Raw genomic sequence first — 26,665 nt, forward strand, 5'->3', positions numbered from 1 at the left:
CAGGCACCGACAAAATAAAACGCCATCCCGCAAAGGGATGGCGTTTCTTGTGCCGCTAATCAGACTCAGGCAGCCTTGGCTTCGACGGGGCTTTCCTCTTCCACCGGCTGACGCATCAGGTAGTCGAATGCCGCCAGCGATGCCTTGGCGCCCTCGCCCACGGCGATCACGATCTGCTTGAACGGCACCGTGGTGACGTCGCCGGCCGCGAACACGCCCGGGATCGAGGTCTGGCCCTTGGCGTCGACTTCGATTTCGCCGTGTGCCGACAGGTCCATCGTGCCCTTCAGCCATTCGGCGTTCGGCACCAGGCCGATCTGCACGAACACGCCTTCCAGGTCGATCCGCTTGACCTCGCCGCTATTGCGGTCCTTGTAGGACAGGCCGTTGACGATCTTGCCGTCGCCATGGATCTCGGTGGTCTGGGCCGACTTGATCACGGTGACGTTCTTCAGCGAGTACAGCTTGCGCTGCAGGACCGCATCCGCACGCAGCTCGGCGCCGAACTCGATCAGGGTCACTTCCTTGACGATACCCGCCAGGTCGATCGCCGCTTCGACGCCCGAGTTGCCGCCGCCGATCACGGACACGCGCTTGCCCTTGAACAGCGGGCCGTCGCAGTGCGGGCAGTACGCCACGCCGTGGTTGCGGTATTCGCGCTCGCCCGGCACGTTGATCTCGCGCCAGCGGGCGCCGGTGGCGATGATCACCGACTTCGATTTCAGCACGGCGCCGGTTTCGGTGTGCACTTCGATCAGCTTGCCTTCGACCAGCTTGTTGGCGCGCTGGGTGTTCATGATGTCGACTTCATAGTGCTTGACGTGCTCTTCGAGGGCAACGGCGAACTTCGGACCGTCGGTTTCCTTCATCGAGACGAAGTTCTCGATGGCGAGCGTGTCCAGCACCTGGCCGCCGAAACGGTCGGCCAGCACGCCGGTACGGATGCCTTTACGGGCGGCGTAGATGGCCGCGGCCGCGCCGGCAGGACCGCCGCCGACGATCAGCACGTCGAACGGGTCTTTCTTGTTCAGTTCTTGCGCCTTGCGGGCGCCGGCATTGGTGTCGATCTTCGACAGGATCTCTTCCACGCTGGTACGGCCCTGGCCGAAGTGCTGGCCATTCAGGAACATCATCGGTACCGCCATGATCTGGCGCGCTTCGACTTCGCTCTTGAACACGCCGCCGTCGATGGCGACGACCTTGATGCGTGGGTTAATCACCGACATCGCGTTCAGCGCCTGCACCACTTCCGGGCAGTTATGGCAGGACAGCGAGATGAAGGTTTCGAAGACATAGTCGCCGTCCAGGTTCTTGATCTGGTCAATCACGGCCTGGTCCAGCTTGATCGGGTGGCCACCCACCTGCAGCAGGGCCAGCACCAGCGAGCTGAATTCGTGGCCCAGCGGGATACCGGCGAAATCGACGCCGATATCGGTGCCCACGCGCCTGATCGAGAACGAAGGCTTGCGGGCATTGTTGCCGTCGTTGCGCACGGTGATCTTGTCGCTCAACGCGGCGATTTCGCGGAGCAGTTCATCCATTTCGCGCGCTTTCGGCGAATCATCCAACGATGCAACGAGCTCAATCGGCTGCACCACTTTTTCCAGATAGGCTTGCAACTGCTTCTTGAGGGTTGCGTCCAGCATGATGTTTTCCTTGACTATGACGTTGTTCTTAAAGGGTATGACAGTGCCTGGGACCAAAACGGGTCCCTGAAATGCACCGGGCCGCCACGGCGGCCCGGGACAGGTACTACTGAACTACTGATTAGATCTTGCCGACCAGGTCCAGCGACGGGGTCAGGGTTTCAGCGCCTTCGGTCCACTTGGCCGGGCACACTTCGCCCGGGTGCGATGCGACGTACTGGGCAGCCTTCACTTTGCGCATCAGTTCCGATGCGTCGCGGCCGATGCCGTTGTCGTGCACTTCCATGATCTTGATCTGGCCTTCCGGATTGATCACGAAGGTGCCGCGCAGAGCCATGCCTTCTTCTTCGATCATGACTTCGAAGTTGCGCGACAGGGTGCCGGTCGGGTCGCCGATCAGCGGGTAGTTGACTTTCTTGATGGCGTCCGAGGTGTCGTGCCATGCCTTGTGGGCGAAGTGGCTGTCGGTCGACACGCCATAGACGTTCACGCCCATCTTTGCGAATTCCGGCTGGAATGCAGCCAGGTCTTCCAGTTCGGTCGGGCAGACGAAGGTGAAGTCAGCCGGGTAGAACATCAGAACCGACCAGGTGCCCTTGAAGTTCTCTTCCGTCAGATCGACAAACTTGCCGTTGTGGTAAGCGGTTGCCTTGAACGGCTTGATCTGGGTGTTGATGAGGGACATGTATTCTCCTGTTTTCGGGTGGTTAAGGATTTGATAGACGCCAGTGTACCGAGCTGGACATCTTTTGTGAAATTGATTGAAACGATACTGTCGATTGATTTTTACTATCGAACAAGTATGTCTCCCCCTTACGGGGCAATAACCGGCCGGCAATCGGCGCGATCCGTGAAGTGTGGACGAAACGACAGCGGCGCGCAAGCTGCGCTTCGATTGGAGGGCGTGCCGCTATCTGTAGGGTGGTCGGCTTCGCCGACCGCGCGTTCGACCGGTACAGGCGCAGTGGTCACGCGAACCGGAGTAGAACGCGCGGTCGGCAGAGCGTGATCTGGTCCACTGGACCAGATCATCCCTACGCGATCGTCGGCACTGCAGCCGTCTGCTCGCAGGTCGGCAGCACCAGGGTGAAGGTCGAGCCCTCGCCCGGCCTGCTGGTCACGCGCAGTTCGCCCCCGTGCGAGATCGCCAGCTGGCGCGAGATGTACAGGCCCAGTCCGAGCCCTTTCGGCTCGCCGTTGCGGGCGCCCCGCTCGTAGGGCTCGAAGATGCGTTCCAGGTCGCTCTGTGCGATACCCTTGCCTTCGTCGCGCACGTGGATGCTGACCGTATCCTTGGCATACTGGACGCTCACCTCGACCGGCTGGCCGCCGCCGTAGCGCAGCGCATTGGTGAGCAGGTTGACCACCACCTGCTCGATGCGGAACTCGTCCCAGCAGCCCTGCACGGGCGGATGCGGCAACAGCGACAGCTTGCAGCCGGTGGCCGCGGCCTGCAGCGACAGGTCGCTCACCACGCGTTCCAGCAGGTCCATCAGCTCCACCGCCGCCGGGCGGATCGACAGCTGGCCGCTGCGCATGCGCGAGACGTCCAGCATGTCGTCGATCAGGCGGATCATCGACTTGATCTGGCGCTCGTCGCGCCGGATCATGGCTTCGAACTGGTCCGGACTGATCGAGGCCAGCGTGCCGCGCTTGAGCTGCAGGCTGCGCATCTGCGTTTCCAGGAACAGGGTGTTGAGCGGCGTGCGCAGCTCGTGCGCCACCAGCGACATGAACTCGTCGCGCATGCGCAGGGAGCGCTGCAGCTCTTCCTGGGTCTGGTGCAGCTCGCGCAGCAGGGTTTCCTGCTCCTGGCGGCTGCGCTCGAGCGCGGCCATCTGGCGCTGCATCTGGCGCCGCTGCTGGTCGAGCGTGACGAACACGTTGACCTTGCTGCGCACGGCGTCCGAGTCGAGCGGCTTGTAGAGGAAGTCGACCGCGCCCGTCTCGTAGCCCTTGAAGGCGTAGTTCAGTTCGCGCCCGGCGGCCGACACGAACACGATCGGGATGTTGCGGGTGCGCTCGGTACCGCGCATCAGTTCGGCCAGCTCGAAGCCGTCCATGCCGGGCATCTGGACGTCGAGGATGGCGAGCGCGAACTCGTGCTCGAGCATCAGCGCCAGCGCATCCATGCCCGAGGAGGCCTGGAACACGAGGCGTCCTTCGCCGCGGATCAGGGCGTCGAGCGCGCGCAGGTTTTCCGGCAGGTCGTCGACGATCAGGAGTTTGCTTGGGTCTTGGGCGCTCATGGGTTCCTCAGCATGGGAAGCAGTGTCCGGATGGCGGACAGCGGCAGCACGAGATCGGGGGCGCAGCGGCGGATGGCTTCCTCGGGCATCGCGCTGGCCTGGGCTTCGTTCGGGTCCTGCACCACGGTCAGGCCGCCGCGCTCGCGGATCCGGCACATGCCGTCGGCGCCGTCGTGGTTGGCGCCGGTCAGGAGGATGCCGGCCATGGCCGGGCCGTAGGCGTCGGCGGCGGACTCCATCAGGACGTCGATCGCCGGACGCGCGAACTGGACCGGCGGCTCGCAGCTCAGCGAGAAGCAGCGGTCGCGCTCGATCGACAGATGATAGCCCGAACCGGCGAAATAGATCACGCCGGGCTGCAGTTGCTCCTTGTCGCGCGCCTCGCGCACCGGCAAGGCGGCGCGCAGATCGAACAGCTCGGCCAGGCGGCTGTCGCGGTCGGCGGGCACGTGCAGGATGCAGACCACCGTGGAGCGGTAGTCCACCGGGATCTCGGGCAGCAGGCCGATCAGAGCATCGACCCCGCCGGCCGAGCCGCCGATCACGACCAGCTCGGTGCGGCGCCCGCGCAGGGCTTCGCCGACCTGGCCAATGGCGCTCAGGGGAATGCTCATGCGGCGCCCTTGCGGTAGATGCGCTCGCGCCGCGCCAGCACGTCGAAGCGGTCGCCGTAGCTGGAGAACTCGATGCTCTCCTTGCTGCCCAGCCCCATGAAGCCGCGGTAGCACAGCGATTCGTGGAACAGGCCGAGCACACGGTCCTGCAGCTTGCGGTTGAAATAGATCAGGACGTTGCGGCAGCTGACGAAATGGGTCTCCGAGAACACGCTGTCGGTCGCCAGGCTGTGGTCGGCGAAGGTGACGTTCTCCACCAGCGAGCGGTCGAACAGGGCGCCGTCGTAGGCTGCCGTGTAGTAGTCGGAAAAAGCGCGCTTGCCGCCCGCCTTCTGGTAGTTCTCGGTGTACTGGCGCATGGCCTCCACCTTGAACACCCCGCGCCGCGCCGCTTCCAGCGATGCCGGATTGATGTCGGTGGCGTAGATCAGCGAGCGTTCGAGCAGCCCCTCTTCCTGCAGCAGGATGGCCAGGGAATACACTTCCTCGCCGGTGCTGCAGCCGGCCACCCAGAGCTTCAGCGACGGATAGGTCCGCAGGAAAGGAAGGACGTGCTCGCGCAGCGCGATCCAGTATTCCGGGTCGCGGAACATCTCGGTGACGGGAATCGTCAGGTACTGCAGCAGCTGGGCGAAACCGTCCGGCTCGTGCATGACCTTGGCCTGCAGGCTGGATACGGTGTCGCATTCCATCTCACGCATGGCCACCAGGATGCGGCGCTTCTGCGAGGCTCCGGTGTAGTCGCGGAAATCGTAGTTGTACTTCAGGTACACCGCCTCCACGAGCATTTTCAGCTCGATGTCGAAGTCGTCCGGCGGATTGGGATCGAGGGGAAGCATTGTAATCCTTAGATGCGTTCCAGTGCCGGCATCCACACGCGCAGCAGCGAGTACAGGCGCGAGAGGTCGATCGGTTTGGCCAGGTAATCGTTGGCGCCGGCGGCCAGGCACTGCTCCTGGTCGTCCTTCATCGCCTTGGCCGTGATGGCGATGACCGGCAGGCGGTCGAAGCGGCCGTCGGCACGGATGCGGCGCGTCGCTTCCAGGCCATCCATGCCCGGCATCATCACGTCCATCAGCACCAGGTCGATGCCCGGCACCTCGTCGAGCTTGGCCAAGGCTTCGAAGCCGTTGCGTCCCACCTCGACTTTCGCGCCGCGCGACTCGAGCGCGCTGGTCAGCGCGAACACGTTGCGCACGTCGTCGTCCACCAGCAGGATGGTACGCCCTTCGAACACGCGGTCGCGTCCGCGCACGGCCTTCAGCATGGTCTGGCGCTCGGACGACAGTTCGCTCTCGACCTTGTGCAGGAACAGCGTGACTTCATCCAGCAGGCGCTCGGGCGAACGGGCGCCCTTGATGATGATCGAGCGCGAATACTTGAGCAGTTCGGCCTCCTCGTCGCGCGTCAGGTTGCGGCCGGTGTACACGATCACCGGCGGGAAGGAGCACAGCTCCTCATGCGACATGCGCTCGAGCAGCTCCCTGCCCTGCATGTCGGGCAGCTTGAGGTCGATGATCATGCAGTCGAAGGTCTGCTCTTTCAGCAAGGCCAGGGCTTCGCCGCCCGTGCCCACCGCCGCGATCTGCACGTCGGCGTCGGCGATCAGCTGCACCACGCTCTCGCGCTGGCGCTCGTCGTCCTCGACCAGCAGCACGCGCTTGATCTTCTGGCTCGATTTTTCCTGCAGCTTGCGGAACACCTCTTCCAGCTGCTCGCGCGAGGTGGGTTTCAGGGCGTAGCCGATCGCGCCCAGGTGCAGGGCTTCGCCGCCGTTCTCGATGCTCGAGACGATGTGGACCGGGATGTGGCGGGTGGCCGGGTTGTCCTTCAGTTGCTGCAGCACCGACAGGCCGGAACTGTCCGGCAGGCGGATGTCGAGCAGCACGGCGTCCGGCTTCTGGGTCGCAGCCAATGCCAGGCCTTCACCGGCGGTCAGCGCCACCAGGCAGCGGTAATCGAGTTCGTGCGCCAGGTCGAACAGGATGCGCGCGAATTCGGGTTCGTCTTCGATCACCAGCACCGTGCGCGTGCCGGCCGCCGACTCGTCGCGGTCGTCCGGGAAGCTGGCCAGGGGCTCGGTCTGGGCTGGAGTGGCCGCCGCGGCCGGGGCCGGCGTGGGTGCGGCCGCCGGCTGGAACTGCACCTGGGCCGGCGCCAGCGTCGGCGCCGCCGGCGGGGTCGCCGCCACTGCGCCGCTCTTCGGCAGGCTCAGGGTAAACAGGCTGCCCTCGCCCGGATTGCTGGACAGGCTCAGCTTACCGCCCAGCAGGTTGGTCAGGTCGCGCGAGATCGACAGGCCCAGGCCGGTGCCGCCGAAGCGGCGGCTGGTGGTGCCGTCGGCCTGGTGGAAGGCGTCGAAGATCTTTTCCTGCTGGTCCGGCGCGATGCCGATGCCCGAATCGCGCACGCCGAACTGGACCCAGCCTTCCGGCGTCACGCCCACGCTCATGGCAACCCGGCCGCTGTCGGTGAACTTGACGGCGTTCGACAGCAGGTTCTTGAGGATCTGCTCGACGCGCTGGCGGTCGGTGGTGATCGATGCAGGCACGTTCGGCTCGATGCTGACGCTGAAGTCGAGCGCCTTCTGGCGCGCCAGCGGTTCGAAGGTGCGCGCCAGGCCCTCGACCATGCGGCGCAGCGGCACCTCTTCCGGCACCAGTTCCAGCTTGCCCGCTTCGACCTTCGAGATGTCGAGGATGTCGTTGATCAGGTGTAGCAGGTCGTTGCCGGCCGAGTAGATGGTCTGGGCGAAGCGCACCTGCTCGTCGTTCAGGTTGCCGGCCGCGTTATCGGCCAGCAGCTTGGCCAGGATCAGCGAGCTGTTGAGCGGCGTGCGCAGCTCGTGCGACATATTGGCCAGGAACTCGGACTTGTAGCGGCTGGCGCGCTCCAGCTCGAGCGCGCGCTGGCGCAGCTGTTCCTGGGCCGCGGTCAGGGAAGCGTTCTTCATGTCCAGCGCCAGGGCCTGCTCGGCCAGCTGGTCGTTGGTGGCGCGCAGCTCGGACTGCTGGTTCTCCAGCGCGGTCTGCGATTCTTCCAGCGCGCGCGACTGCTCTTCCAGCTCCTCGTTGGCGGTGCGCAGCTCTTCCTGCTGCACCTGCAGTTCTTCGTTCAGGGTCTGGGTCTCTTCCAGCGCATGCTGCAGGCGCTGGCGGTACAGCACCGCCGCCATCGACGCGCCCACGGCCGGGGCGATCAGCTCCATGAACTCGCGGTCGCGCGCTGAGACCGGATGCAGGAAGCCGATCTCGATCACGCCCTTGACCTTGCCGTAGTTGTAGACCGGCGCGATCAGGATCTCGCGCGGCGAGGCTTCGCCCAGCGCCGAACCCACCTTGATGTAATTGTCGGGCAGTTCACGCAGGTGCAGGATGCGGTTCTCGTTGGCGGCCTGGCTGGCCAGCGACTCGGTCGGCTGGATCAGCTGGGCATGGTCGGCGGCATCGTGCGCGAAGCCATAGGCGCCGATGCGGCGCAGCACGCCCTCTTCGCTGCGCACGTACATGGCCGACACCACGCCCTCCAGGTAGCGCGTCACCTGCACCAGCACTGCCTCGGCCAGCGGCTCGAGCGCATGGATGCCGGCGCTGCGGGTCGCCAGTTCGGCCTGGCCGGTGCGCAGCCAGTCCTGGTGGCGCAGCTGGGCATTGTGCTCGGCCTCGTGGTGGAGCACTTCCTGGTAGGACTGCGACAGGCCCACCAGCTGGCGGCGGCCGAACAGCGCCAGGCCGATGCCGACCAGCAGACTCAGGAGCAGGAAGCTCGCCACCGACCAGGTGGTGACGCGGCGCGCGGAATCGTTGCGCTCCTGCAGCAGGCGGCGCTCGGCGTCGAGCATGAGTTCGAAGGTGCGGCGGATCTCGTCGGTCAGGTTCTTGCCGCGCCCGGTGCGCACGGCGCCCACGACGTCGCCGTCGGCGCGGCGCAAGGCGATCATCTCGTTGGCAAACGCTTCCCACTGGGCCTGGGCCGACTGGATCCGGCGCACGCGGTCGGTCTGCACCTGGTTGTCCTCGACCATCCGCCCCAGGCTGCGCAAGCCGTCCTGCATGCGCTGGCGGGCCAGGTAATAGGGTGACAGGAAAGTCTCGTCGCCGGCGATCAGGTAGCCGCGCATGCCGGTTTCCATCTCGGCGGAGAGCTTGCTGACTTCCTGCGACTGGCCGATCACCCGCTCCGAGTGCTCGACCCAGGTCAGGACATTGATCAGGTAAGCGATGATGGCGACGAAGACGATCGCCGTGACGACGCTCAGCGCCAGGGGCAAGGCCACATTGCGGGAAAGAATGCGGCGAAACTGCGAATTATCGATGGATGAGCCGGGCATGCGCGACGAAAAGTTAGGAAAAAAATATCCTAAGTGTAACGCAAAGCTTGTCTTTTCTCGCACACAATTGAATGAATGAAATGCATCTCCATTGTCTTATCAGAAATACATTTCTACAAATTCAACTTGCAATGTGTCGGGCCAGGTAGGGCGCGGTGCGGCTTGTCTTGCACCGCGCCACCTCTTCCGGCGGCCCGGCGCAGATCAGCTTGCCGCCTTCGTCGCCTGCGCCCGGGCCGACGTCGATCACCCAGTCGCAGCCGGCCACCACCCGCATGGTGTGCTCGACCAGGATCACCGTATTGCCGGCGTCGACCAGGCGGTTCAGCTGGAGCATCAGGCGGTCAGCGTCACGCGGGTGCAGGCCGGTGGTCGGCTCGTCCAGCACGTAGAGCGTGTTGCCGCGGCCGGCGCGCTGCAGCTCGGTGGCCAGCTTGATGCGCTGGGCTTCGCCGCCGGACAGCTCAGTGGCCGGCTGGCCCAGGCGCAGGTAGTCCAGTCCCACCTCGACCAGCACCTCCAGTGCGCGCTCGACCAGTGCCTCACCGTTGAAGAAGTCGGCCGCCTCGCCTACCGTCATGCCCAGCACCTCGGCAATGTTCTTGCCGCGGTAGCGCACCTCGAGGGTCTTGGCGTTGTAGCGCGCGCCCTCGCAGGTCGGGCATGGCGCATACACGCTCGGCAGGAACAGCAGCTCGACCATGACCGAGCCCTCGCCGGCGCAGTGTTCGCAGCGGCCCTTGGCCACATTGAAGGAGAAGCGCCCGGCATCGAAGCGGCGCTTCTTCGCGTCCGGCGTGGCCGCGAACAGCTTGCGCACCTGGTCGAACAGGCCGGTATAGGTGGCCAGGTTCGAACGCGGGGTGCGCCCGATCGGCTTCTGGTCCACCCGCACCATGCGCCGGATCTGGTCCATGCCTGCCACGATGCGGCCTTCGAGCAGCAAGGGCGCTTCCTGTTCCAGCCCGGGCTCTTCAAGCTCGGGCGCTTCCGCATCAAGCGTCCCCTGCCCGAGCGCCGCGCCGACCAGCTCGACCAGCACCTGGCTGACCAGGCTCGATTTTCCGGAGCCGGACACGCCGGTCACCGCCGTCATGACGCCCAGCGGGAAGGCGGCTTCGATACCGTCCAGGTTGTTGCGGCGTACGTCTTCCAGCCTGAGCCAGCCGATCGGCTCGCGCGGCCTCCGTTTTGCCAAGGGCGCCTCGTCGAACAGGTAACGCCGGGTCTGCGATTGTTCGACCTGCTTCAGGCCCTCCGGCGCGCCGCTGTACAGCACCTTTCCGCCCCGCTCGCCCGCCTGTGGACCGACATCGACGATCCAGTCGGCCTTGCGGATCACGTCGAGCGCGTGCTCGACCACGAACAGCGAATTGCCGGCGCTTTTCAGCTGGTCCAGCGCATCGAGCAGGGCCTCGGTGTCGGCCGGGTGCAGGCCGGCCGAGGGCTCGTCCAGCACGTAGACCACGCCGAACAGGTTGGAGCGCACCTGGGTCGCCAGGCGCAGGCGCTGCAGCTCGCCCGGCGACAGGGTCGGCGTGCTGCGCTCCAGCGCCAGGTAGCCCAGGCCCAGGTCGAGCAGCACGCCCAGGCGCGCGCACAGGTCCTGGGCGATGCGCTGGGTGACGATCATCTGTTCCGGGTGTTCCTTGGCGCGCGTCTTGTCCTTGGCCGCCTTGCCCGACGCATAGGGTTTCAACAGGTCGGCGAGGCGCGCCAGCGGCATGCGCGACAGCTCCATGATGTCGATGCCGGCAAAGGTCACCGACAGCGCTTCCTGGCGCAGGCGCTTGCCGCGGCATAGCGGGCATTCGGTACTGACCATGTAGCGCGCCACGCGCTTTTTCATCGAGGCGCTTTCGGTATTCGCGAAGGTCTGCAGCACGTAGCGGCGCGCGCCGGTGAAGGTGCCCTGGTAACTGGGCGTTTCCTTGCGCCTCAAGGCCGCCTTCGTTTCCTTCGGGGTCAGTCCGGCGTAGACGGGAACGGTGGGCGTCTCGTCGGTGAACAGGATCCAGTCGCGGTCCTTCTTCGGCAGCTCGCGCCAGGGCGTGTCGACGTCATAGCCCATGGTGACCAGGATGTCGCGCAGGTTCTGGCCGTGCCAGGCCGGCGGCCAGGCCGCGACCGCGCGCTCGCGGATCGTGAGCGTATCGTCCGGCACCAGCGACTGCTCGGTCACCTCGTAGACTCGGCCCAGGCCCGAGCACTGCGGGCAGGCGCCTTCCGGGGTATTCGGCGAAAAGGATTCGGCGTACAGCAGCTCCTGGCCGGGCGGATAGTCGCCGGCGCGCGAATACAGCATGCGCAGGGAATTCGACAGGGTCGACACGCTGCCGACCGAGGAACGCGCCGTGGGCGAACCGCGCTGCTGCTGCAGGGCCACCGCGGGCGGCAGGCCGTCGATCTCGTCGACCTCGGGCACCGGCATCTGGTGGAACAGGCGGCGCGCATAGGGCGACACCGATTCCAGGTAGCGCCGCTGGGCTTCCGCGTACAGGGTGCCAAAGGCGAGCGAAGACTTGCCCGAGCCGGACACGCCGGTGAATACCACCAGGCTGCCCCTCGGGATGTCGACATCGACGTCCTTCAGGTTGTGCTCGCGGGCGCCGCGCACCCGTACGTAGCCGGTGCGGCTTTCGCCGGCGTGCGAGGTGCTGTGTTCGTGCTGCGTTGGCTTGTGGCGCATGGCTTCCCCGGCATCGTGAGCTCGATACCGCATTTCAGCCTACCTGAGAGAAATTTACCGTGCGCTTTCCAACAGTTCGGCCAGCTGGGCGCACAAGGGATCGAGCTCGGCCGGTTGGCAGGCAACAGCCACCCGGCGGCATGCATCCAGCACATCTTGCTGTTCAACAATCTGCCCCAGGCGCCGCGCCAGTCGGGCCGGGCTCAGATGCGCCGCACGCAGGCTGGCTCCCACGCCCAAGGCGCGCACCCGCGCCGCATTGTCGAACTGGTCGTGCGCCAGCGGCACCACCAGCTGCGGCGTCCCGGCGCGCAAGGCTTCAGCGGTGCTGCCGATGCCGCCGTGGTGCACCAGGGCGGCCACATGCGGCAGCAGCACGCGCAGCGGTACATAGTCCTGCCACAGCACGGGCGTCGGCAGCTGGGCCGGCAGCTGCTCGCGGTGCGGGGTGAGCAGGATGGCGCGCAGGCCGCGCCGCGCGCAGGCATCGAGCGCGCAGCGAAAATAATGGGCTGCCTGGCGGTTGCCGGTGCCGGGCGTGAACACCACGGGCGGCGCGCCCGCCTCCAGGAAGCGCGCCACTTCCGGCGCCAGCTCGGCCTGGGGCGATGGGTCGTAGAGCGGAAAGCCAGTGCGCAGCAGCGGCTGCGGCCAGTCGGGCTGGGTCGGCGCGAACCATTCGGGAAAAAGAGTCACCGACAGGTCGGGCACCTTCATCAGGTAATCGACCAGATCATGGACCGGCGCCAGGCCCCGTGCCGCCCGCGCCGCGTTCACGTCCGGCAGCGCCACCGGGTTGATCAGTGCATCACCCAGCTTGCGCCACAACCAGCGGCGCACGCCGTGCGGCACCCAGCGCGGCATCGGCCACGGTCCCAGCAGCAGCGGGTCATGCACGGTCGGCAGGTTCGAGGGGGCGAGATAGGCGGCGGCCACCTTCAGGCCGGGCCGCTGGGCCTGGCACAGGTCGGCCTCCGGCAGCGCCAGCGGATGGACCAGCAACACGACCCGCTCGTCGGGCAGCAGTGCGGCGACCCAGGCCGGCACCCGCGCCATCGCCGGCCGGGTCGCGTTCCACACCACGGCCAAGCCACGCGTCGGATCCCACAGGTCGGGATGGTCGAGCACCGCCTCGTCAGCCGGCAGGCCGTGGAATTCCAGCCCCGTCGGTTCGACGAAGGGCGCATGTTGCGACGGCCCGAGCATGCTGACCCGGTGCCCTGCTTCGCGTAGCGCAAGGGCCACGCGCATGAAGGGGAACAGGTCGCCGGCCGAACCGATGGTGACGACGACGAAGTGCAGCGACGGCATGGTGCGGGTTCTCCCAAAGGCCACGATGGCCGACGAGAGACTCTAGCTGCTCTCTACAATCCCGGCCGCACGAACCCTGGCCACTCATGGCACCGGCCTACCCGTCATAAGTAGATGTGTTAGCTCGGCAATGAATTCTGTACACTGAAACGCTCGAATCCTGACGATGAGGCTGCTGGAATGCGACTGTCGTTTCTTCTCCTGTATGTTGGCGGCGTTGCCGCCGCCTGGGCCCAGGCTCCGGAATCCGATCCCGGACGCCGTGTCGATGCTTTGTTTTCCGCTTATGCCGGCGACAGCACGCCGGGCTGTGCGCTGAACGTAATCCACGACGGTGCCACCGTGTACGAAAAGGGATATGGCAAGGCCAATCTCGCGTTCGGCGTGCCGATCGCTCCCCAATCGACAGTATTCGACATCGGTTCCGCATCCAAGCAATTCACGGCGGCCGCCATCCTGCTGCTGGTCCAGGATGGAAAGCTGGCGCTGAGTGACGACATTCGCCGCCACCTACCCGAACTGCCCGATTACCGGGAGCTTATTGCGATCGACCACCTGCTGTACCACACCAGCGGATTGCGGGACTTTACCGTGCTGATGACTATGGGTACGGGCGTGCGCGAAGTCGATTACCGGTCGACTGAGGATGCGTGGTCGGTCATCCTGCGCCAGAAGCGCCTGAACCACAGTCCGGGTGCTAAATTCATTTACAGCAACACGAACTACTTCCTGCTCGGACAGATCGTGGAGCGGGTCAGTGGCAAGGGCTTGGGCGAATTTCTGCAAGAACGTATTTTCCGTCCGCTCGGCATGCGGCAAACGTTTGTGAGAGACCGCCACGACCTGGTGGTGCCGCAGTTTGCACCGAGCTACGCCTCCGCTCCGGGCGGCGCGTACACGCAGAAGGACATCAACTGGGAGTTCACGGGAAGCTCGAGCGTGCTGAGCACGGTTGCCGATCGCGCGAAATGGGATCGCAATTTTGACGAACCGCGCGTCGGCGGTGAATGGCTGGTCCAGCACCTGCAGCAGAACGGCACCCGTAGCGACGGCGTCAAACTGGATCTCGGACGCGGCCTGTTCCTCGATCGCCAGTATCGCGGCATGCGAGCCGTGCACCATGCGGGCAGCACCGCCGGCTACAGGGCGCAGTTCTTCCGTCTGCCGGAAGAGCGCTTTGCGGCCATCGTCCTCTGCAATGCCGACGACGCGAATGCGCCGCTGCTGAGCTTCAAGGTGGCCGATGTATTCCTGGCCGATTCGATCCGGAAGCGCAGGGCCGCCGCCGCCAATGCGCCTGCCGCCCCCGCCATCGCCGCGGCCAGCCTCGCCCTCCCCGGCCGGCCGGACTACGCCGGCACCTATGTCGACCGCTATGACCAAGGCCTGCACACGGTCGAGTTCAGCGACGGCAAACTCTGGTACAGCGCCCCGCGACAGAAATCGCTGGCGCTCCAAGCGCTCGGCGACCGCCGCTTCAGCCTGCCAGGCAAGGGAGGGGGGAGCCTGGAATTCTTCAAGCAAGGCAGGCGCCGCCTGTTGACCGTGGCGCGCGGCAGCGGCGAACCGGCGGAACTGGAACGCGTGCGTCCCCTGCCGGCCGGTCCGCAGTCCCTGAACGACTACCTCGGGACTTATTCCAGCGCGGAGATCGATACCCGGTGGACCTTCGTGGCGCGAGACGGCAGGCTGTACAAACAAGCGGGACGCGAGACGGACAAGCCAATGGAAGCTGCGTTCGAGGACGCCTTCACTGTCGCCGAGGACAGTGAACTGATCCGGTTCACGCGCGACGCCCACCGGCGCATCACCGGTTTCACCGTCGACAATCCGCGCGTGCTCGACATCCTCTTCAGGAAGGAACGCTGATCAAAAGCTGAGCGTGCCTTCGATCGAATCGTCGAGCGTCTTGCCGATCACGGCGCCGACCACCACCTTGGCGCCGGCCACCGCGTCGCCGTGCTTGTTGTCCCAGTAGTAGCCGCTGCGCGGGGTGACGCGGATGGCGGTGATGCGCGGGTCCTCCTCGCCTTCGGTGAACCAGGTCTTGAGCATGAAGTTCCACAGGTCGTGGATCTTGGTGCGGTCGGTCAGCACCTCGGCATGTCCCTCGATTTCCAGGAAGCCCGCGTGGGCATTCTTCTGGAAGTAGAGTTTCACCGCCGGATTGGCTTCGATCTCGGCATTCTTGTGGCTGTCGCTGGCGCTCAGGAACCACAGGTGGCCGCTATCATCGGCCTCGCGCACGCTCATCGGGCGCACGCCGCGGTTCGGCCCCAGGCCGCCCTGGGTCACGAAGAAGCAGCTGTCGGCGTCTTCCGCCATTTCTTTCAGTCGAAGGACGGCGTCCTGGCCGGCCAGGTCTTGCCGGTTCTGTTCCGGCTGGTTGCGGTTGATCGAATCCATGGGCTCTCCCGGTTGCAGGTTGACAGATGAGAGGACTGTAGCTGGTCAAGGCTGCCCGGTATGTGGGCGCGCGTACGCAGGCCGTCGCCCATTTGGTCACTGGCGGGACAGCCCCGGTTCCAGTGTGGCGGCCTGCTCCAGCCAGCGCGCGACCACCTGCAGTTCTTCCGGCGTAAATCCTGCGCTCAGCCGCGCATTCAGCTCGACCAGCACCTCGCCGGCGCGCGCGCTGGCGGCCGCCCCTGCCGCCGTCATGTGCAGGCGCGTCAGGCGCGCGTCATGCTCGTCGGCCAGGCGCTCGACCATGCCGGCCGCCTGCATGCGCTTGGACAGGTTGGTCACGGCCGCAGGCGCGACGCCCAGCTCGGCGGCGACTTCGCCGATCGCGGCCGATTGCTCGTGGCGCGACTGCAGCACGAACAGCAGGCCGACCTGGGCCGCGCTGATGCCTTCCCAGGATTCGGGGCGCAGCTCGATCCAGCGCTGCAGCGCGCGCTGGGCGCGATTGAGAAGCTGGACGAACCTGGGCTTAGCGGGCGGCATGGCGCGGCGCCTCCACTTGTTCCAGCTGCGCATGCAGCCAGTCGGCCACCTGCGGCCACAGGGCCGCCTCGCAGCGCCGGCGGAAGAAGCCCATGTGTCCCACCGCCGGCACGCCGCTAGCCTTCGGGTCGATGTTGCGCCGCTCGATGCGGGCGTTCACCAGGTGCGACACCAGCATGTCGACCGCGCGCGGGTTGGCCCAGGGATCGTCGTCGAAGCCCAGCACCAAGAGTGGGAGCTCGACCCGCGCCATGCGGCGCGCCGCATCCATGGACGGGTCGTCGAAGAAGTAACGCGGCAGCGCGGTCCAGCGTGCCCACTGCAGCATGACGCCGCGCGGCAGGTCTTCGCCCAGGCCAATGCGCTTGCCCGGCATGTAGCCGAACACCGCGCACAGCAGCGGCGCCAGCACGCGCAGCACGAAGCGCACCCGCAGGCGCTCCTTGAGGCCACGTACGGTATGGGTAGCGCCCGCATGCGAAGCCACCAGCACGGCGGCGCGCAGGCGCGCCGTTTCCGGCGACAAGCCGATCGCATGGCCGCCCACGCTGTGCCCTACCGCCAGCAGCGGCAGTCCCGGGAAGCGTCGTTCGGCCCAGCGCGTGACGGCGGCGACGTCCTTGTCGATCCAGGCCGACATGGTGGCCTTAAAGCCGCGCAGGGTATGTGGACGGGAGCGGCCGGTGCCGCGGTAGTCGTAGGTGACGACGTTGAAGCCCTGTCCCGCCAGCCAGGCGGCAAAGGCAGCGTAATAGTCTTGTGTGACGGCGGTCGCCGGGTGCAGCAGCACGGTGGCGACGGCGCCGGGCACCGCCCAGCAGCTGGCTTCGACGGGGATGCGGCCGGCGGGAATCGAAAGGTGTTCGGGATGCATGGCGGACGTGATCGTTAACGTGTTAACGACTTTAGCATCAGCCTGCGCGGCTGGCAACCCGCCAAAAGGCTCAGGGAATCAGGCGGGCGGCGCGCAGCTGGGCGAACAGGTCGAAGAAGGACTCGTCGGTGGCCTGGTAGGCCGTGAAGCCGAGCTTGCGGCTCCTCGCCATGTCGGTCATCACCTCGATGGGGCGGCCGAGATCCAGGTCGGTATGCCAGGGCGAGGCCAGGCGGTCGAGATCCGGTTCCGCCAGGCCGTGGCGCATCGCGATGTCGCGCCACAGGGCGTGGTCGTTCGCCATCGCCGCTTCCAGGGGCTGGACCGTGCCGCTGAAGCCCGATGCCTGCACGCCGAACCAGTTGGCAATCCGCCCCCACAGCCAGCTCCAGCGGAACAGGTCGCCGTTGACGATATTGAAGGCTTCGTTGCGCGCTGCGTCGCTATTCGCCGCCCACACCAGCTGCTTGGCGAGCATGCGCGCATCGGTCACGTCCGACAAGCCCTTCCACTGCGCTTCGGAGCCGGGGAACTGGAAAGGACGCCCGGTCTCCTTGCAGATGCTCGCGTACACGGCCAGCGTGGTGCCGAGGTTCATGGCATTGCCGACCGCCATGCCGACGATCGAATGCGGACGATGCACGGTCCAGGTAAAGCGGTCGCGTTCCGCGGCCGCGTAGACCTCGTCTTCCTGGGCGTAGTAGAAATTCTCGACCGGCAGGCGCGGCTGGCTTTCGCGCAGCGGCGTGTCCGGCAAGGTGCCGGAAGCGGCATAGGCTTCGAAGGGACCGAGGTAGTGTTTGAGGCCGGTGACCAGGGCGACGTGGCGCAGGGTCTTGCGGCCGGACAGGCTCGAGAGGAGATTGCGCACCATGGCCGCGTTGACGCGGATGTTCTCGCTTTCCGTCGCCTGGCGCATCCAGGTGGTGATGAAGACGTGGGTCGGCGAGACGTCCGCCAGCGCCGTGGCCAGGCCCGCTTCGTCGAGCAGGTCGGCCGCGACCGGCGTCACGCCGGGAATGTCGGTGTTGGGACGACGCGCCAGCCCGTAGACCTGCCAGCCATCCGCGATCAGTGCCCGGGCCGTATAGCTGCCCCCGATTCCGCTGACGCCCACTACCAGTGCAGTCCGTTGCATCGCCGCCTCCCTTCATGTCAGAAGGAAGACGGTAGCATGGATGGAAGATGCGACGCGCCTTACAGGAAGCGGTCGAGGATCTTGCGGCTGTGCTTATCGATGTGGAACATGTCGCGCACCAGGAAGTTGATGCCGTGGTTGTCCGCGATCAGCAGCGAGGCTTCGCCAACGCGGCGGATGTCCTCGTCCACCTTGAGCACGAACTCGGTGTCGCCGCGGTCGGTCGTCACGAACCAGGTGCAGGGCGTGGCAAAGCTCGACACATCCTTGATGTGCAGGATCTCGGGAATGAACTCGCGCCCTTCGATCTCTTCCTGCACCAGGGTGCGGACCGCTTCCGGCAGCTCGGCCAGGTCGTCGATCCAGGCCACTTCCTTGCCGCCTTCGCGCACCAGCGAGATGCCGCGCGTCGGCGCCTGGATCGGGAAGGCGCGCACCGGGATCACGCCGACGTGTTCTTCGCCTTCCGCGGTGGTCAATACCAGCTTGCCGAACGGGTCGCGGCGCAGTTGAAAGGTGGTACTCATCAATCGTCCTTGTCGTCGGGGTCCTGGTCCACGTTGCGCGCCTGCGCTTCGTAGAGGCGGTGGTAGGCGCCTTCGCGCGCCATCAGCGCGTCGTGACTGCCCTCTTCCACCACCACGCCGCGGTCCAGCACCACCAGGCGGTCGGCCCGGTGCAGCGTGGACAGGCGGTGTGCGATGGCGATCGTGGTACGCCCCTGCACCAGGTTGTCGAGCGCCTTCTGAATCTCTTTTTCGGTTTCCGAGTCCACCGAGGACGTCGCTTCGTCCAGGATCAGAATCGGCGGATCGATCAGGAGCGCGCGTGCAATCGAGATGCGCTGGCGCTCGCCGCCGGACAGGCCCTGGCCGCGCTCGCCCACCATCGAATCGTAGCCCTGCGGCAGGCGCAGGATGAACTCGTGGGCGTGGGCCGCGCGCGCCGCCGCGATGATCTCTTCGCGGGTCGCGTGCGGCTTGCCGTAGGCGATGTTCTCGGCAATCGTGCCGAAGAACAGGAAAGGCTCCTGCAGCACCAGGCCGATATGGCGGCGGTAGTCGCTGACGGCGAACGAGCGGATGTCGGTGCCGTCCAGCAGGATCGCGCCTTCGGCCACGTCGTAGAAGCGGCAGATCAGGTTGACCAGTGTGCTCTTGCCCGAGCCCGAATGGCCGACCAGGCCGACCATCTCGCCAGCGCGAATCTTGAGCGAGATGCCGCGGTTGACGGCGCGGTTGCCGTAACGGAAACCGACTTCGCGCAGCTCGATATTGCCTGCCACCTTGTCCACCTTGACCGGGTTCACCGGGTCCGGCACGCTCGACACGTGGTCGAGGATGTCGAAGATGCGCTTGGCGGCCGAGGCCGACTTTTGCGTGACCGAGACGATGCGGCTCATGGAGTCGAGCTTGACGTAGAAGCGGCCGCTGTAGGCGATGAAGGCCGACAGGGTACCCACCGTGATCTCGCCTTGCGAGACCTGCCAGATGCCGAAGCACCAGATCACCAGCAAGCCGATCTCGGTCAGCAGCGACACGGTCGGCGAGAACAGCGACCAGACCTTGTTCAATTTGTCGTTGACGGCCAGGTTGTGCCTGTTCGCCTCGCGGAAGCGCAGCGCTTCGCGCTTTTCCTGGGCAAAGGCCTTGACCACGCGGATGCCGGGGATGGTATCGGCCAGCACGTTGGTGACCTCGCCCCAGACCCGATCGATCTTCTCGAAGCCGGTGCGCAGTTTGTCGCGCACCACGTGGATCATCCAGGCGATGAAGGGCAGCGGAACCAGCGTGACCAGCGCCAGCCACGGGTTCATGCTGAACAGGATCACACCCGTCATGATGATCAGGAGGACGTCCGACAGGAAGTCGAGCAGGTGCAGCGACAGGAAGACACTGATCCGGTCCGAGCCGCTGCCGATACGCGACATCAGGTCGCCGGTACGCTTGCCGCCGAAGTATTCGAGCGAGAGGCGCAGCAGGTGCTCATAAGTGGTCGAGCGCAGGTCGGCGCTGATGCGCTCGGAGGCCAGCGCCAGCACGTAGGTCTTGCCCCAGCCCAGGGCCCAGGCCAGCATTGCCGCCCCGAACAGCCCGCCCATATATAAATAGACGAGCGAGGTGTCGATGGTCTGGCCGTTCTGGTACGGGATCAGGACGTTGTCCATCAGCGGCTTGGTCAGGTAGGGCGGAATCATGTGCGCCCCGGTCGAACCGAGCATCAGGAGGAAGCCGAGCAGCAGCTGGCCCTTGTAGGGTTTGGCGAAGCGCCACAGGCGGAACAGGGTCCAGGTCGAGGGCGGGGTGTGCAGCACCTTGGCGCAGACCGCGCACTCGGCATCGTCGGCCTCGAGCGGCGCCTTGCAGGTCGGACAAGTGTGCTGGTCGGGCGGCACCACGGGCACGCCGCTGGCGTGGCTTTTCGCCTGTTCGTTGAAATGATCGACCACCCGGATCGCGCCCAGGTTCTGGCCAAGGGTAAAGCGCCAGGCCGCCAGCAGGCGTTCCGGATCGACCAGTTCGAGGTGGCCGACGCCGGCGTGGTCGTGGTGGCGCAGCTGCAGGCCGCTGCGGTAGGACCAGTCGCGCCAGGCATCCTCGCCCGGGGCGCGCGCCAGCAGGCGGCGGTTGGTGACCACCACCAGGCCCCGCTTGAAATGTAATTTCGCGTCGAGGTCAACCTCGACGCTCGTCAAAACGTTTTCCCCTGGTGCAAGCTGTTTCGCAACGTCATTTTGCCAGTGTTCCGGCAAAGCGCTGGCGGCCACCGCCAGGGACGGCGGAATTGCAAGTTGTTGAGTTGTCATGTATTGCGCCCGACATCAGGCATGGGTTCTGGTGGGAGTAAGCGGCAAGACAGCGCGGCGGCGCATGGGACTGCCGGGATGCCCGTTTGCGTGAAACGCTCCACAAACAGGCATAACGTTTCTGAGTATCCTTTGGATGACAGGAATAACCTAATTGGCAGAAAACGTTTCGGCACGGTAAGCTTCGGGCCGGCAAGTATACATGATGTGCGCTACGGAACACCGGCTTTGGGTACCGTAGCGACAGGCAGGCAACCAAAGGTAACGCCGGCGGCGCGCAGGAAGCCCGCGGCTGGCAAAGACATTTTTTCATGAACAAGAAGAACGACATCAAGTTCCTCCGCGTGACCCACCTGCGCGGCCCGAACATCTGGACCTACCGCCCGGTGATCGAGGCCTGGCTCGACATCGGGGAGCTCGAAGACTTCCCCTCGAACACCCTGCCCGGTTTCACCGAGCGCCTGACCGCCTGGCTGCCGGGGCTGGCCGCCCACCATTGCGGCGTCGGCTACGAAGGCGGCTTCCTGGAGCGCCTGCGCGACGGCACCTGGGCCGGCCACATCCTCGAGCATGTCGTGCTCGAACTGCAGAACATGGCCGGCATGAAGACCGGCTTCGGCAAGACCCGCTCCACCAGCCAGCGCGGCGTTTACAAGATGGCATTCCGCACCCGCGACCCGGTCGTCGGCCGTGCCGCGCTGGACGCCGGCCACCGCCTGGTGATGGCCGCCATTAACGACACCCCCTTCGACATGGCCGCCACGGTGCAAGAGCTGACCGACCTGGTCGACCGCTGGTGCCTGGGCCCGTCCACCGCGCACATCGTCGATGCCGCCACCGATCGCCGCATCCCCTCGATCCGCCTCACCGAAGGCAATCTGGTGCAACTCGGTCACGGTGCTGCCCAGCGCCGCATCTGGACCGCCGAGACCGACCGCACCAGCGCCATCGGCGAAGGCATCGCCAGCGACAAGGACCTGACCAAGACCCTGCTCGCGTCCTGCGGCGTGCCGGTGCCGGAAGGCGCCCTGGTACGCAGCGCCGAAGCGGCCTGGGAAGAAGCGCAGGACATCGGCCTGCCGGTGGTGGTCAAGCCGGTCGACGCCAACCATGGCCGCGGCGTGACCCTGAACCTGATGAGCGAGGCCGACGTCATCGCCGCCTACGCGATCGCCGCCGAAGCCGGCGACAGCAGCGCCGTGCTGGTCGAGCGCTTCATCCCGGGTAACGAGCACCGCCTGCTGGTGGTCGGCCGCCAGGTGGTGGCCGCCGCGCGCGGCGAGTCGCTGTGGGTGACGGGCGACGGCAAGTCGACCGTGATCGCCCTGTGCGACAGCCAGATCAACACCGATCCGCGCCGCGGCGAGAGCGAGGAGCACCCGCTCGGCCGCGTGAATCCCTTCGACAGCGAGATCATGCTGGACCTGAAACGCCAGGGCCTGGCGCCGGAATCGGTACCGCAGGCGGGCCAGAAAGTGCTGATCCAGCTGAACGGCAACGTCGCGGACGACGTCACCGACCTGATCCACCCGGAAGTCGCGCATGCGGCGGCCCTGGCCGCGCGCGTCGTCGGCCTCGACATCGCCGGCATCGACCTGGTGTGCGAAGACATCACCCGCCCGCTGGAAGAACAGCGCGGCGCGATCATCGAAGTCAACTCGAGCCCGGGCCTGCTGGCCCACATCAAGCCCGCCAGCGGTACGCCGCGCAACGTCGGCAAGGCCATCGTCGACCACCTGTTCGCCGAGGGCGAGACCGGCCGCATCCCGGTGGTGGGCGTCACCGGCACCCTCGGCACCAGCCTGATCGCACGCCTGGTCGGCTGCCTGGTCCACATCACCGGCAAGCACGTCGGCGTGGCCAACGGCGAAGGCCTGTACCTCGACGCGCGCGAAGTGAGCAACCGCGACTCCACCGGCTTCGAAGCCGGCCAGCGCCTCCTGATCAACCGCACCGTGCAGACCGCCGTGTTCGAGTCGAACGCGCGCACCATCCTGGCCGAGGGCCTGCCCTACGACCGCTGCACGGTCGGCATCGTCACCGACATGGAAGGCCTCGATCGCCTGGCCGAGTACCACATCCACGACCAGGACGCGCTGCGCAACGTGATCCGCAGCCAGGTCGACGTGATCCTGCCGGAAGGTGCGGCGGTGCTGAATGCGGCCAATGAACAGGTGGCGGCGCTGGCGGAACTGTCGGACGGCCGTGTGATTTTCTATGCGCTCGACGAACAGCATCCGGTGATGGCGCAGCACCGCGCGGCCGGCGAACGCATCGTGTTCGTGCGCGACAAGCGCATCATGCTGGCCGAAGGTTTTGAAGAAACCTCGCTGCTCGACCTGGCAAAGATTCCGCCGGCGACCGTGAAGTACCCGGAGAGCGTGCTGGCGGCGGTGGCCGCGGCCTGGGCGCTGGGCGTGCCTTCGGACCTGATCTGCGGCGGCCTGCGCGCGTTTGACGCCACCCCGAAGAAAACGAATCACTAAAAAAGAACGGCCCGGCAAACGCCGGGCCTTGGCGCAGCCCCTGCCGCGCCCCGAAAGGATTGAAGGTTTATGGAAGTATCTCGCGTACGGGCCCTGCGTGGCCCCAACCTGTGGAGCCATCACACTTCGGTGGAGGCGATTGTCTCCTGCACGCCTGAAGAAGAATCGATCCGCGAACTGGCCGGTTTCGAGACCCGCCTGCGCGCCCGCTTCCCCCAGGTCGGCGAATTGCAGCCCTACGGCCATGACGACACCGTGTCGCTGGCCCAGGTGCTCGAGAGCGTGGCCCTGGCCCTGCAGGCCGAAGCCGGCTGCCCGGTGACCTTCAGCCGCACCACCGCGACGGTCGAACGCGGCATCTACCAGGTGGTGGTCGAATACAGCGAGGAAGACGTCGGCCGCCTGGCCCTCGAACTGGCCGAGCAGCTGGTCGATGCGGCCCGCAAGGACACCCCCTTCGACCTGGAAGGCGCCCTGGCGCGCCTGCGCGACGTCGACGAAGACGTGCGCCTCGGCCCGTCCACCGGCGCCATCGTCGACGCGGCGGTCGCCCGCAACATCCCCTTCCGCCGTCTGACCGAGGGCAGCCTGGTGCAGTTCGGCTGGGGCAGCCGCCAGCGCCGCATCCAGGCCGCCGAGATCGACGCCACCGGCGCGATCGCCGAGACCATCGCCCAAGACAAGGAACTGACCAAGAAGCTGCTGGACGCCGCCGGCGTGCCGGTGCCGATGGGCCGCAGCGTGAGCGATCCGGAAGACGCCTGGGCCGCCGCGATGGAAGTCGGCCTGCCGGTCGTGATCAAGCCGAAGGACGGCAACCAGGGCAAGGGCGTGACGGTCAACGTCACCACCAAGGAACAGCTGGTCGCGGGCTTTCACACCGCCTCCGAATTCCGCGACGACATCCTGGTTGAGCGCTACCTGCCGGGCCACGACTACCGCATGCTCGTCATCGGCGACAGGCTGGTGGCCGCCGCGCGCCGCGATCCGCCCTTCGTGGTCGGCGACGGCGTGCGCACCGTGCGCGCCCTGGTCGAGGAAGTCAACAAGGACCCGCGCCGCGGCGAAGGACATTCGACTTCGCTCACCAAGATCCGTTTCGACGACATCGCCCTGGCCACCCTGGCCGCGCGCGGCATGAATGCCGACTCGGTGCCCGACAAGGGCCAGCGCGTGGTACTGCGCAATAACGCGAATCTCTCCACCGGCGGCACCGCCACCGACGTCACCGACGACGTCCATCCGGACGTCGCCGAGCGCTGCATCGCCGCCGCCCACATGGTCGGCCTGGACATCTGCGGCGTCGACCTGGTGTGCGACAGCGTGCTGAAACCCATCGAAGACCAGCACGGCGGCATCGTCGAAGTCAACGCCGCGCCGGGCCTGCGCATGCACCTGTCGCCCTCGTTCGGCAAGAGCCGTCCGATCGGCGAAGCCATCATGGACACCCTGTTCGCACCGGGCGACGACGGCCGCATCCCGGTGGTGGCCGTGACCGGCACCAACGGCAAGACCACCACCGTGCGCCTGATCGCCCACCTGCTCACCGCATCGGGCCTGCGCACCGGCATGACCAACACCGACGGCGTCTATATCGAAGGCCGCCGCATCGACAGCGGCGACTGCTCGGGCCCGCGTAGCGCGCGCAACGTGCTGCTGCACCCGGACGTCGACGCCGCCGTGTTCGAGACCGCCCGCGGCGGCCTGCTGCGCGAAGGCCTGGCTTTTGATCGCTGCCAGGTCGCGGTGGTGACCAACATCGGCGCCGGCGACCACCTCGGCCTGAACTACATCACCACGCTGGAAGACCTCGCGGTCCTGAAGCGCGTGATCGTCCAGAACGTGGCCGATGGCGGCATGGCCGTGCTGAACGCCGCCGACCCAACCGTGGCCGCGATGGCCGAAGTCACCCGCGGCGACGTCACCTTCTTCGCGCTCGACGGCGGCAACCCGATCATGACGATGCACCGCGCCCAGGGCCGCCGTGTCGTCTTCGTCGAGGACGGCCACCTGGTTGCCGCCCACGGCAAGCAGGAACACCGCGTCCCGCTGGCGGAGGTGCCGATCACCCGTGGTGGCGCCGTTGGCTTCCAGGTCGAGAACGTGATGGCCTCGGTGGCCGCGGCCTGGGCCGTCGGCATCGACTGGGACAAGATCCGCCTGGGCCTGAAAACCTTCGTGGGCGAGAGCGACAACGCGCCGGGCCGCTTCAACGTGTTCGACTACCGCGGCGCCACCGTGATCGCCGACTACGGCCACAACCCGGATGCGATCGCCGCGCTGGTCAATGCCGTGGAAGGCATGCCGGCCAAGCGCCGCTCGGTGGTGATCAGCGGCGCCGGCGACCGCCGCGACCAGGACATCACCCAGCAGACCGAAATCCTCGGCAAGGCCTTCGACGACGTGCTGCTGTACCAGGACCAGTGCCAGCGCGGCCGCGCCGACGGCGAAGTCGTGGCGCTCCTGCGTAAGGGCCTGCTTGGCGCCACCCGCACCAGCTTCGTGGACGAGATCAACGGCGAGTTCGTCGCCATCGACAGTGCCCTGGCGCGCCTGCAGCCGGGCGACCTGTGCCTGATCCTGATCGACCAGGTCGACGAAGCGCTGGCCCACATCAAGCAACGCGTCGCCGAGGGCTGATGCCCACGTCCTCACTTGCCCATGTGCCGGAGTTGCCGGCCATGGGTGTCTTCACCTTGTTGCGGGCGCTGTTCAAGCGTCCGCGGCGCCCTCTTCCCTCCGCGCTGCCGGAACTCGTCACCGAATATCGCCTCGACAGCCTGCCGCTGGACGACATTGCACGCTACCGTTCCGCCTTCGGGTTCAGCGGCGAGCAGGTGCCGCTGACCTGGTGGTACCTGCTGGCCCAGCGTGCGCACCTGGCGACCATGCTGGAACCGGCGTTTCCATTTCGGATTGTCGGGCTGGTCCACATGGACAATGCGCTGGAAGAGATTGGCACAGCCGTGCCGGGGCAGCCGCTCTTGATCCGCACCGTGCTGCGCGTGCTCCCACCCTCTTCCAGCGGCGCGCTGCGCTGCGTGCTGGAGACCACGGGCACTGCGGACGGGGTGCCGGTCTTCAGCTGCGCCAGCACTTACCTGATCCGGCGCGGTTCGCGTGGCGGCACGAAACCCGCCGAGCCCGAAGTCACTTCTCCCGGCACGTTGATCGCCCAGTGGACGCTCGATACCGCGGCCGGCCGCCGTTACGCGCGGCTGTCGGGCGACTGGAATCCGATCCACCTTGCGGGATGGAGCGCGCGGCTGATGGGCATGCGCGCGCCAATCATTCACGGCATGCACACACTGGGCGCTTGTTGCGCTTCATTTGAGAGAACGGAAGACCGCAGTGTGGTCCGACTTGCTTGCAGCTTTCGCAGGCCGATCACATTAGGCAGCACAGTGCAGTGTATCCGGATCGGGGAGAACACATTCGTGGTACGAGCGAGCGGAAATCTCGTTATTACAGGTAGTCTGTTACTGTACACGAGAGCATACTGAGCATGTCATAGTGACATTGATGTAGCTACCCAAAAGTAGGAAGGTTGTTTTAATAGAAAATATATCGACC

At 66.2% G+C, this 26,665-nt stretch carries 18 protein-coding genes; 4 read left to right on the plus strand and 14 right to left on the minus strand.

What is annotated here, in order from left to right:
• Positions 1 to 65 precede the first annotated feature (65 nt).
• From ahpF to LK542_RS10510, 8 genes are all read right to left on the minus strand, one after another.
• The gene (gene ahpF, locus LK542_RS10475) at positions 66 to 1,646 is read right to left on the minus strand and encodes an alkyl hydroperoxide reductase subunit F (RefSeq protein WP_227811856.1); all 1,581 of its coding nucleotides are present in this window, start codon (positions 1,644 to 1,646) and stop codon (positions 66 to 68) included.
• Between the two features lie 121 nt (positions 1,647 to 1,767).
• A complete protein-coding gene (gene ahpC / locus LK542_RS10480; RefSeq protein ID WP_227799157.1) occupies positions 1,768 to 2,331 on the minus strand; it encodes an alkyl hydroperoxide reductase subunit C in 564 nt (187 codons plus the stop codon).
• Positions 2,332 to 2,680: 349 nt separating this feature from the next.
• Positions 2,681 to 3,895 carry a hybrid sensor histidine kinase/response regulator gene (locus LK542_RS10485; protein WP_227811857.1) on the minus strand — a complete coding sequence of 405 codons (1,215 nt, stop codon included), beginning with the start codon at positions 3,893 to 3,895 and terminating at the stop codon, positions 2,681 to 2,683.
• Positions 3,892 to 4,509: a chemotaxis protein CheB gene (locus LK542_RS10490; protein WP_227811858.1), complete on the minus strand. Its 618-nt coding sequence runs from the start codon at positions 4,507 to 4,509 to the stop codon at positions 3,892 to 3,894. The genes LK542_RS10485 and LK542_RS10490 overlap by 4 nt, the downstream gene beginning before the upstream one ends.
• Entirely contained in the window at positions 4,506 to 5,348 is an 843-nt protein-coding gene (locus LK542_RS10495; RefSeq protein ID WP_227811859.1) for a protein-glutamate O-methyltransferase CheR, read from the minus strand. Before LK542_RS10495 ends, LK542_RS10490 begins: the two co-directional genes overlap by 4 nt.
• Positions 5,349 to 5,356: 8 nt before the next feature.
• Positions 5,357 to 8,839, minus strand: coding sequence for a response regulator (locus tag LK542_RS10500; protein ID WP_227811860.1), 3,483 nt, complete (start codon positions 8,837 to 8,839; stop codon positions 5,357 to 5,359).
• 121 nt (positions 8,840 to 8,960) lie between these two features.
• Complete coding sequence (gene uvrA / locus LK542_RS10505) at positions 8,961 to 11,528, minus strand: excinuclease ABC subunit UvrA (RefSeq protein WP_227811861.1); 2,568 nt, start codon at positions 11,526 to 11,528, stop codon at positions 8,961 to 8,963.
• Positions 11,529 to 11,582: 54 nt separating this feature from the next.
• Entirely contained in the window at positions 11,583 to 12,839 is a 1,257-nt protein-coding gene (locus tag LK542_RS10510; RefSeq protein WP_267877540.1) for a glycosyltransferase, read from the minus strand.
• Positions 12,840 to 13,019: 180 nt separating this feature from the next.
• On the opposite strand from LK542_RS10510, the gene LK542_RS10515 reads away from it, so the two are divergent.
• Positions 13,020 to 14,708, plus strand: coding sequence for a serine hydrolase (locus tag LK542_RS10515; RefSeq protein WP_227811862.1), 1,689 nt, complete (start codon positions 13,020 to 13,022; stop codon positions 14,706 to 14,708).
• Here the strand turns inward: LK542_RS10515 and LK542_RS10520 are convergent, their stop codons facing one another.
• From LK542_RS10520 to LK542_RS10545, 6 genes are all read right to left on the minus strand, one after another.
• Positions 14,709 to 15,245 carry a pyridoxamine 5'-phosphate oxidase family protein gene (locus LK542_RS10520; protein ID WP_227811863.1) on the minus strand — a complete coding sequence of 179 codons (537 nt, stop codon included), beginning with the start codon at positions 15,243 to 15,245 and terminating at the stop codon, positions 14,709 to 14,711.
• Positions 15,246 to 15,341: 96 nt separating this feature from the next.
• On the minus strand, positions 15,342 to 15,788 hold the full coding sequence (locus LK542_RS10525) for a MarR family winged helix-turn-helix transcriptional regulator (RefSeq protein WP_227811864.1): 447 nt from the start codon (positions 15,786 to 15,788) through the stop codon (positions 15,342 to 15,344).
• Positions 15,775 to 16,662 (minus strand): alpha/beta fold hydrolase, encoded by an 888-nt coding sequence (locus LK542_RS10530; RefSeq protein WP_227811865.1) that lies wholly within the window; start codon positions 16,660 to 16,662, stop codon positions 15,775 to 15,777. The genes LK542_RS10525 and LK542_RS10530 overlap by 14 nt, the downstream gene beginning before the upstream one ends.
• Positions 16,663 to 16,732: 70 nt before the next feature.
• Positions 16,733 to 17,800, minus strand: coding sequence for an SDR family oxidoreductase (locus tag LK542_RS10535; RefSeq protein ID WP_227811866.1), 1,068 nt, complete (start codon positions 17,798 to 17,800; stop codon positions 16,733 to 16,735).
• A 59-nt stretch (positions 17,801 to 17,859) separates the two neighbouring features.
• Positions 17,860 to 18,327 carry a DUF1854 domain-containing protein gene (locus LK542_RS10540; protein WP_227811867.1) on the minus strand — a complete coding sequence of 156 codons (468 nt, stop codon included), beginning with the start codon at positions 18,325 to 18,327 and terminating at the stop codon, positions 17,860 to 17,862.
• Positions 18,327 to 20,606, minus strand: a complete 2,280-nt coding sequence (locus LK542_RS10545) for an ABC transporter ATP-binding protein (protein WP_227811868.1) — start codon at positions 20,604 to 20,606, stop codon at positions 18,327 to 18,329. Before LK542_RS10545 ends, LK542_RS10540 begins: the two co-directional genes overlap by 1 nt.
• 311 nt (positions 20,607 to 20,917) lie before the next feature.
• Between LK542_RS10545 and cphA (LK542_RS10550) the strand changes: the two genes are divergently transcribed.
• The 3 genes from cphA (LK542_RS10550) (at position 20,918) to LK542_RS10560 (ending at position 26,595) form a co-directional block, all read left to right on the plus strand.
• Positions 20,918 to 23,092 (plus strand): cyanophycin synthetase, encoded by a 2,175-nt coding sequence (gene cphA, locus LK542_RS10550; protein WP_227811869.1) that lies wholly within the window; start codon positions 20,918 to 20,920, stop codon positions 23,090 to 23,092.
• A gap of 69 nt (positions 23,093 to 23,161) precedes the next feature.
• Positions 23,162 to 25,732, plus strand: a complete 2,571-nt coding sequence (gene cphA, locus LK542_RS10555; RefSeq protein WP_227811870.1) for a cyanophycin synthetase — start codon at positions 23,162 to 23,164, stop codon at positions 25,730 to 25,732.
• 41 nt (positions 25,733 to 25,773) lie between these two features.
• Positions 25,774 to 26,595: a MaoC/PaaZ C-terminal domain-containing protein gene (locus tag LK542_RS10560; RefSeq protein ID WP_227811871.1), complete on the plus strand. Its 822-nt coding sequence runs from the start codon at positions 25,774 to 25,776 to the stop codon at positions 26,593 to 26,595.
• Positions 26,596 to 26,665: the final 70 nt, after the last annotated feature.

It is taken from the genome of Massilia sp. IC2-477, assembly GCF_020707265.1.
GTDB lineage: Bacteria > Pseudomonadota > Gammaproteobacteria > Burkholderiales > Burkholderiaceae_D > Telluria.

Excerpts from the sequence above, each read along its gene's own strand:
- ahpF (WP_227811856.1), bottom strand. The coding sequence starts at position 1,646 with ATGCTGGACGCAACCCTCAAGAAGCAGTTGCAAGCCTATCTGGAAAAA.
- LK542_RS10545 (WP_227811868.1), bottom strand. The coding sequence starts at position 20,606 with ATGACAACTCAACAACTTGCAATTCCGCCGTCCCTGGCGGTGGCCGCC.
- LK542_RS10525 (WP_227811864.1), bottom strand. The coding sequence starts at position 15,788 with ATGCCGCCCGCTAAGCCCAGGTTCGTCCAGCTTCTCAATCGCGCCCAG.
- LK542_RS10560 (WP_227811871.1), top strand. The coding sequence starts at position 25,774 with ATGGGTGTCTTCACCTTGTTGCGGGCGCTGTTCAAGCGTCCGCGGCGC.
- LK542_RS10485 (WP_227811857.1), bottom strand. The coding sequence starts at position 3,895 with ATGAGCGCCCAAGACCCAAGCAAACTCCTGATCGTCGACGACCTGCCG.
- ahpC (WP_227799157.1), bottom strand. The coding sequence starts at position 2,331 with ATGTCCCTCATCAACACCCAGATCAAGCCGTTCAAGGCAACCGCTTAC.
- LK542_RS10515 (WP_227811862.1), top strand. The coding sequence starts at position 13,020 with ATGCGACTGTCGTTTCTTCTCCTGTATGTTGGCGGCGTTGCCGCCGCC.
- cphA (WP_227811869.1), top strand. The coding sequence starts at position 20,918 with ATGAACAAGAAGAACGACATCAAGTTCCTCCGCGTGACCCACCTGCGC.
- LK542_RS10510 (WP_267877540.1), bottom strand. The coding sequence starts at position 12,839 with ATGCCGTCGCTGCACTTCGTCGTCGTCACCATCGGTTCGGCCGGCGAC.
- LK542_RS10535 (WP_227811866.1), bottom strand. The coding sequence starts at position 17,800 with ATGCAACGGACTGCACTGGTAGTGGGCGTCAGCGGAATCGGGGGCAGC.
- uvrA (WP_227811861.1), bottom strand. The coding sequence starts at position 11,528 with ATGCGCCACAAGCCAACGCAGCACGAACACAGCACCTCGCACGCCGGC.
- LK542_RS10540 (WP_227811867.1), bottom strand. The coding sequence starts at position 18,327 with ATGAGTACCACCTTTCAACTGCGCCGCGACCCGTTCGGCAAGCTGGTA.
- LK542_RS10530 (WP_227811865.1), bottom strand. The coding sequence starts at position 16,662 with ATGCATCCCGAACACCTTTCGATTCCCGCCGGCCGCATCCCCGTCGAA.
- LK542_RS10500 (WP_227811860.1), bottom strand. The coding sequence starts at position 8,839 with ATGCCCGGCTCATCCATCGATAATTCGCAGTTTCGCCGCATTCTTTCC.
- LK542_RS10490 (WP_227811858.1), bottom strand. The coding sequence starts at position 4,509 with ATGAGCATTCCCCTGAGCGCCATTGGCCAGGTCGGCGAAGCCCTGCGC.
- cphA (WP_227811870.1), top strand. The coding sequence starts at position 23,162 with ATGGAAGTATCTCGCGTACGGGCCCTGCGTGGCCCCAACCTGTGGAGC.
- LK542_RS10520 (WP_227811863.1), bottom strand. The coding sequence starts at position 15,245 with ATGGATTCGATCAACCGCAACCAGCCGGAACAGAACCGGCAAGACCTG.
- LK542_RS10495 (WP_227811859.1), bottom strand. The coding sequence starts at position 5,348 with ATGCTTCCCCTCGATCCCAATCCGCCGGACGACTTCGACATCGAGCTG.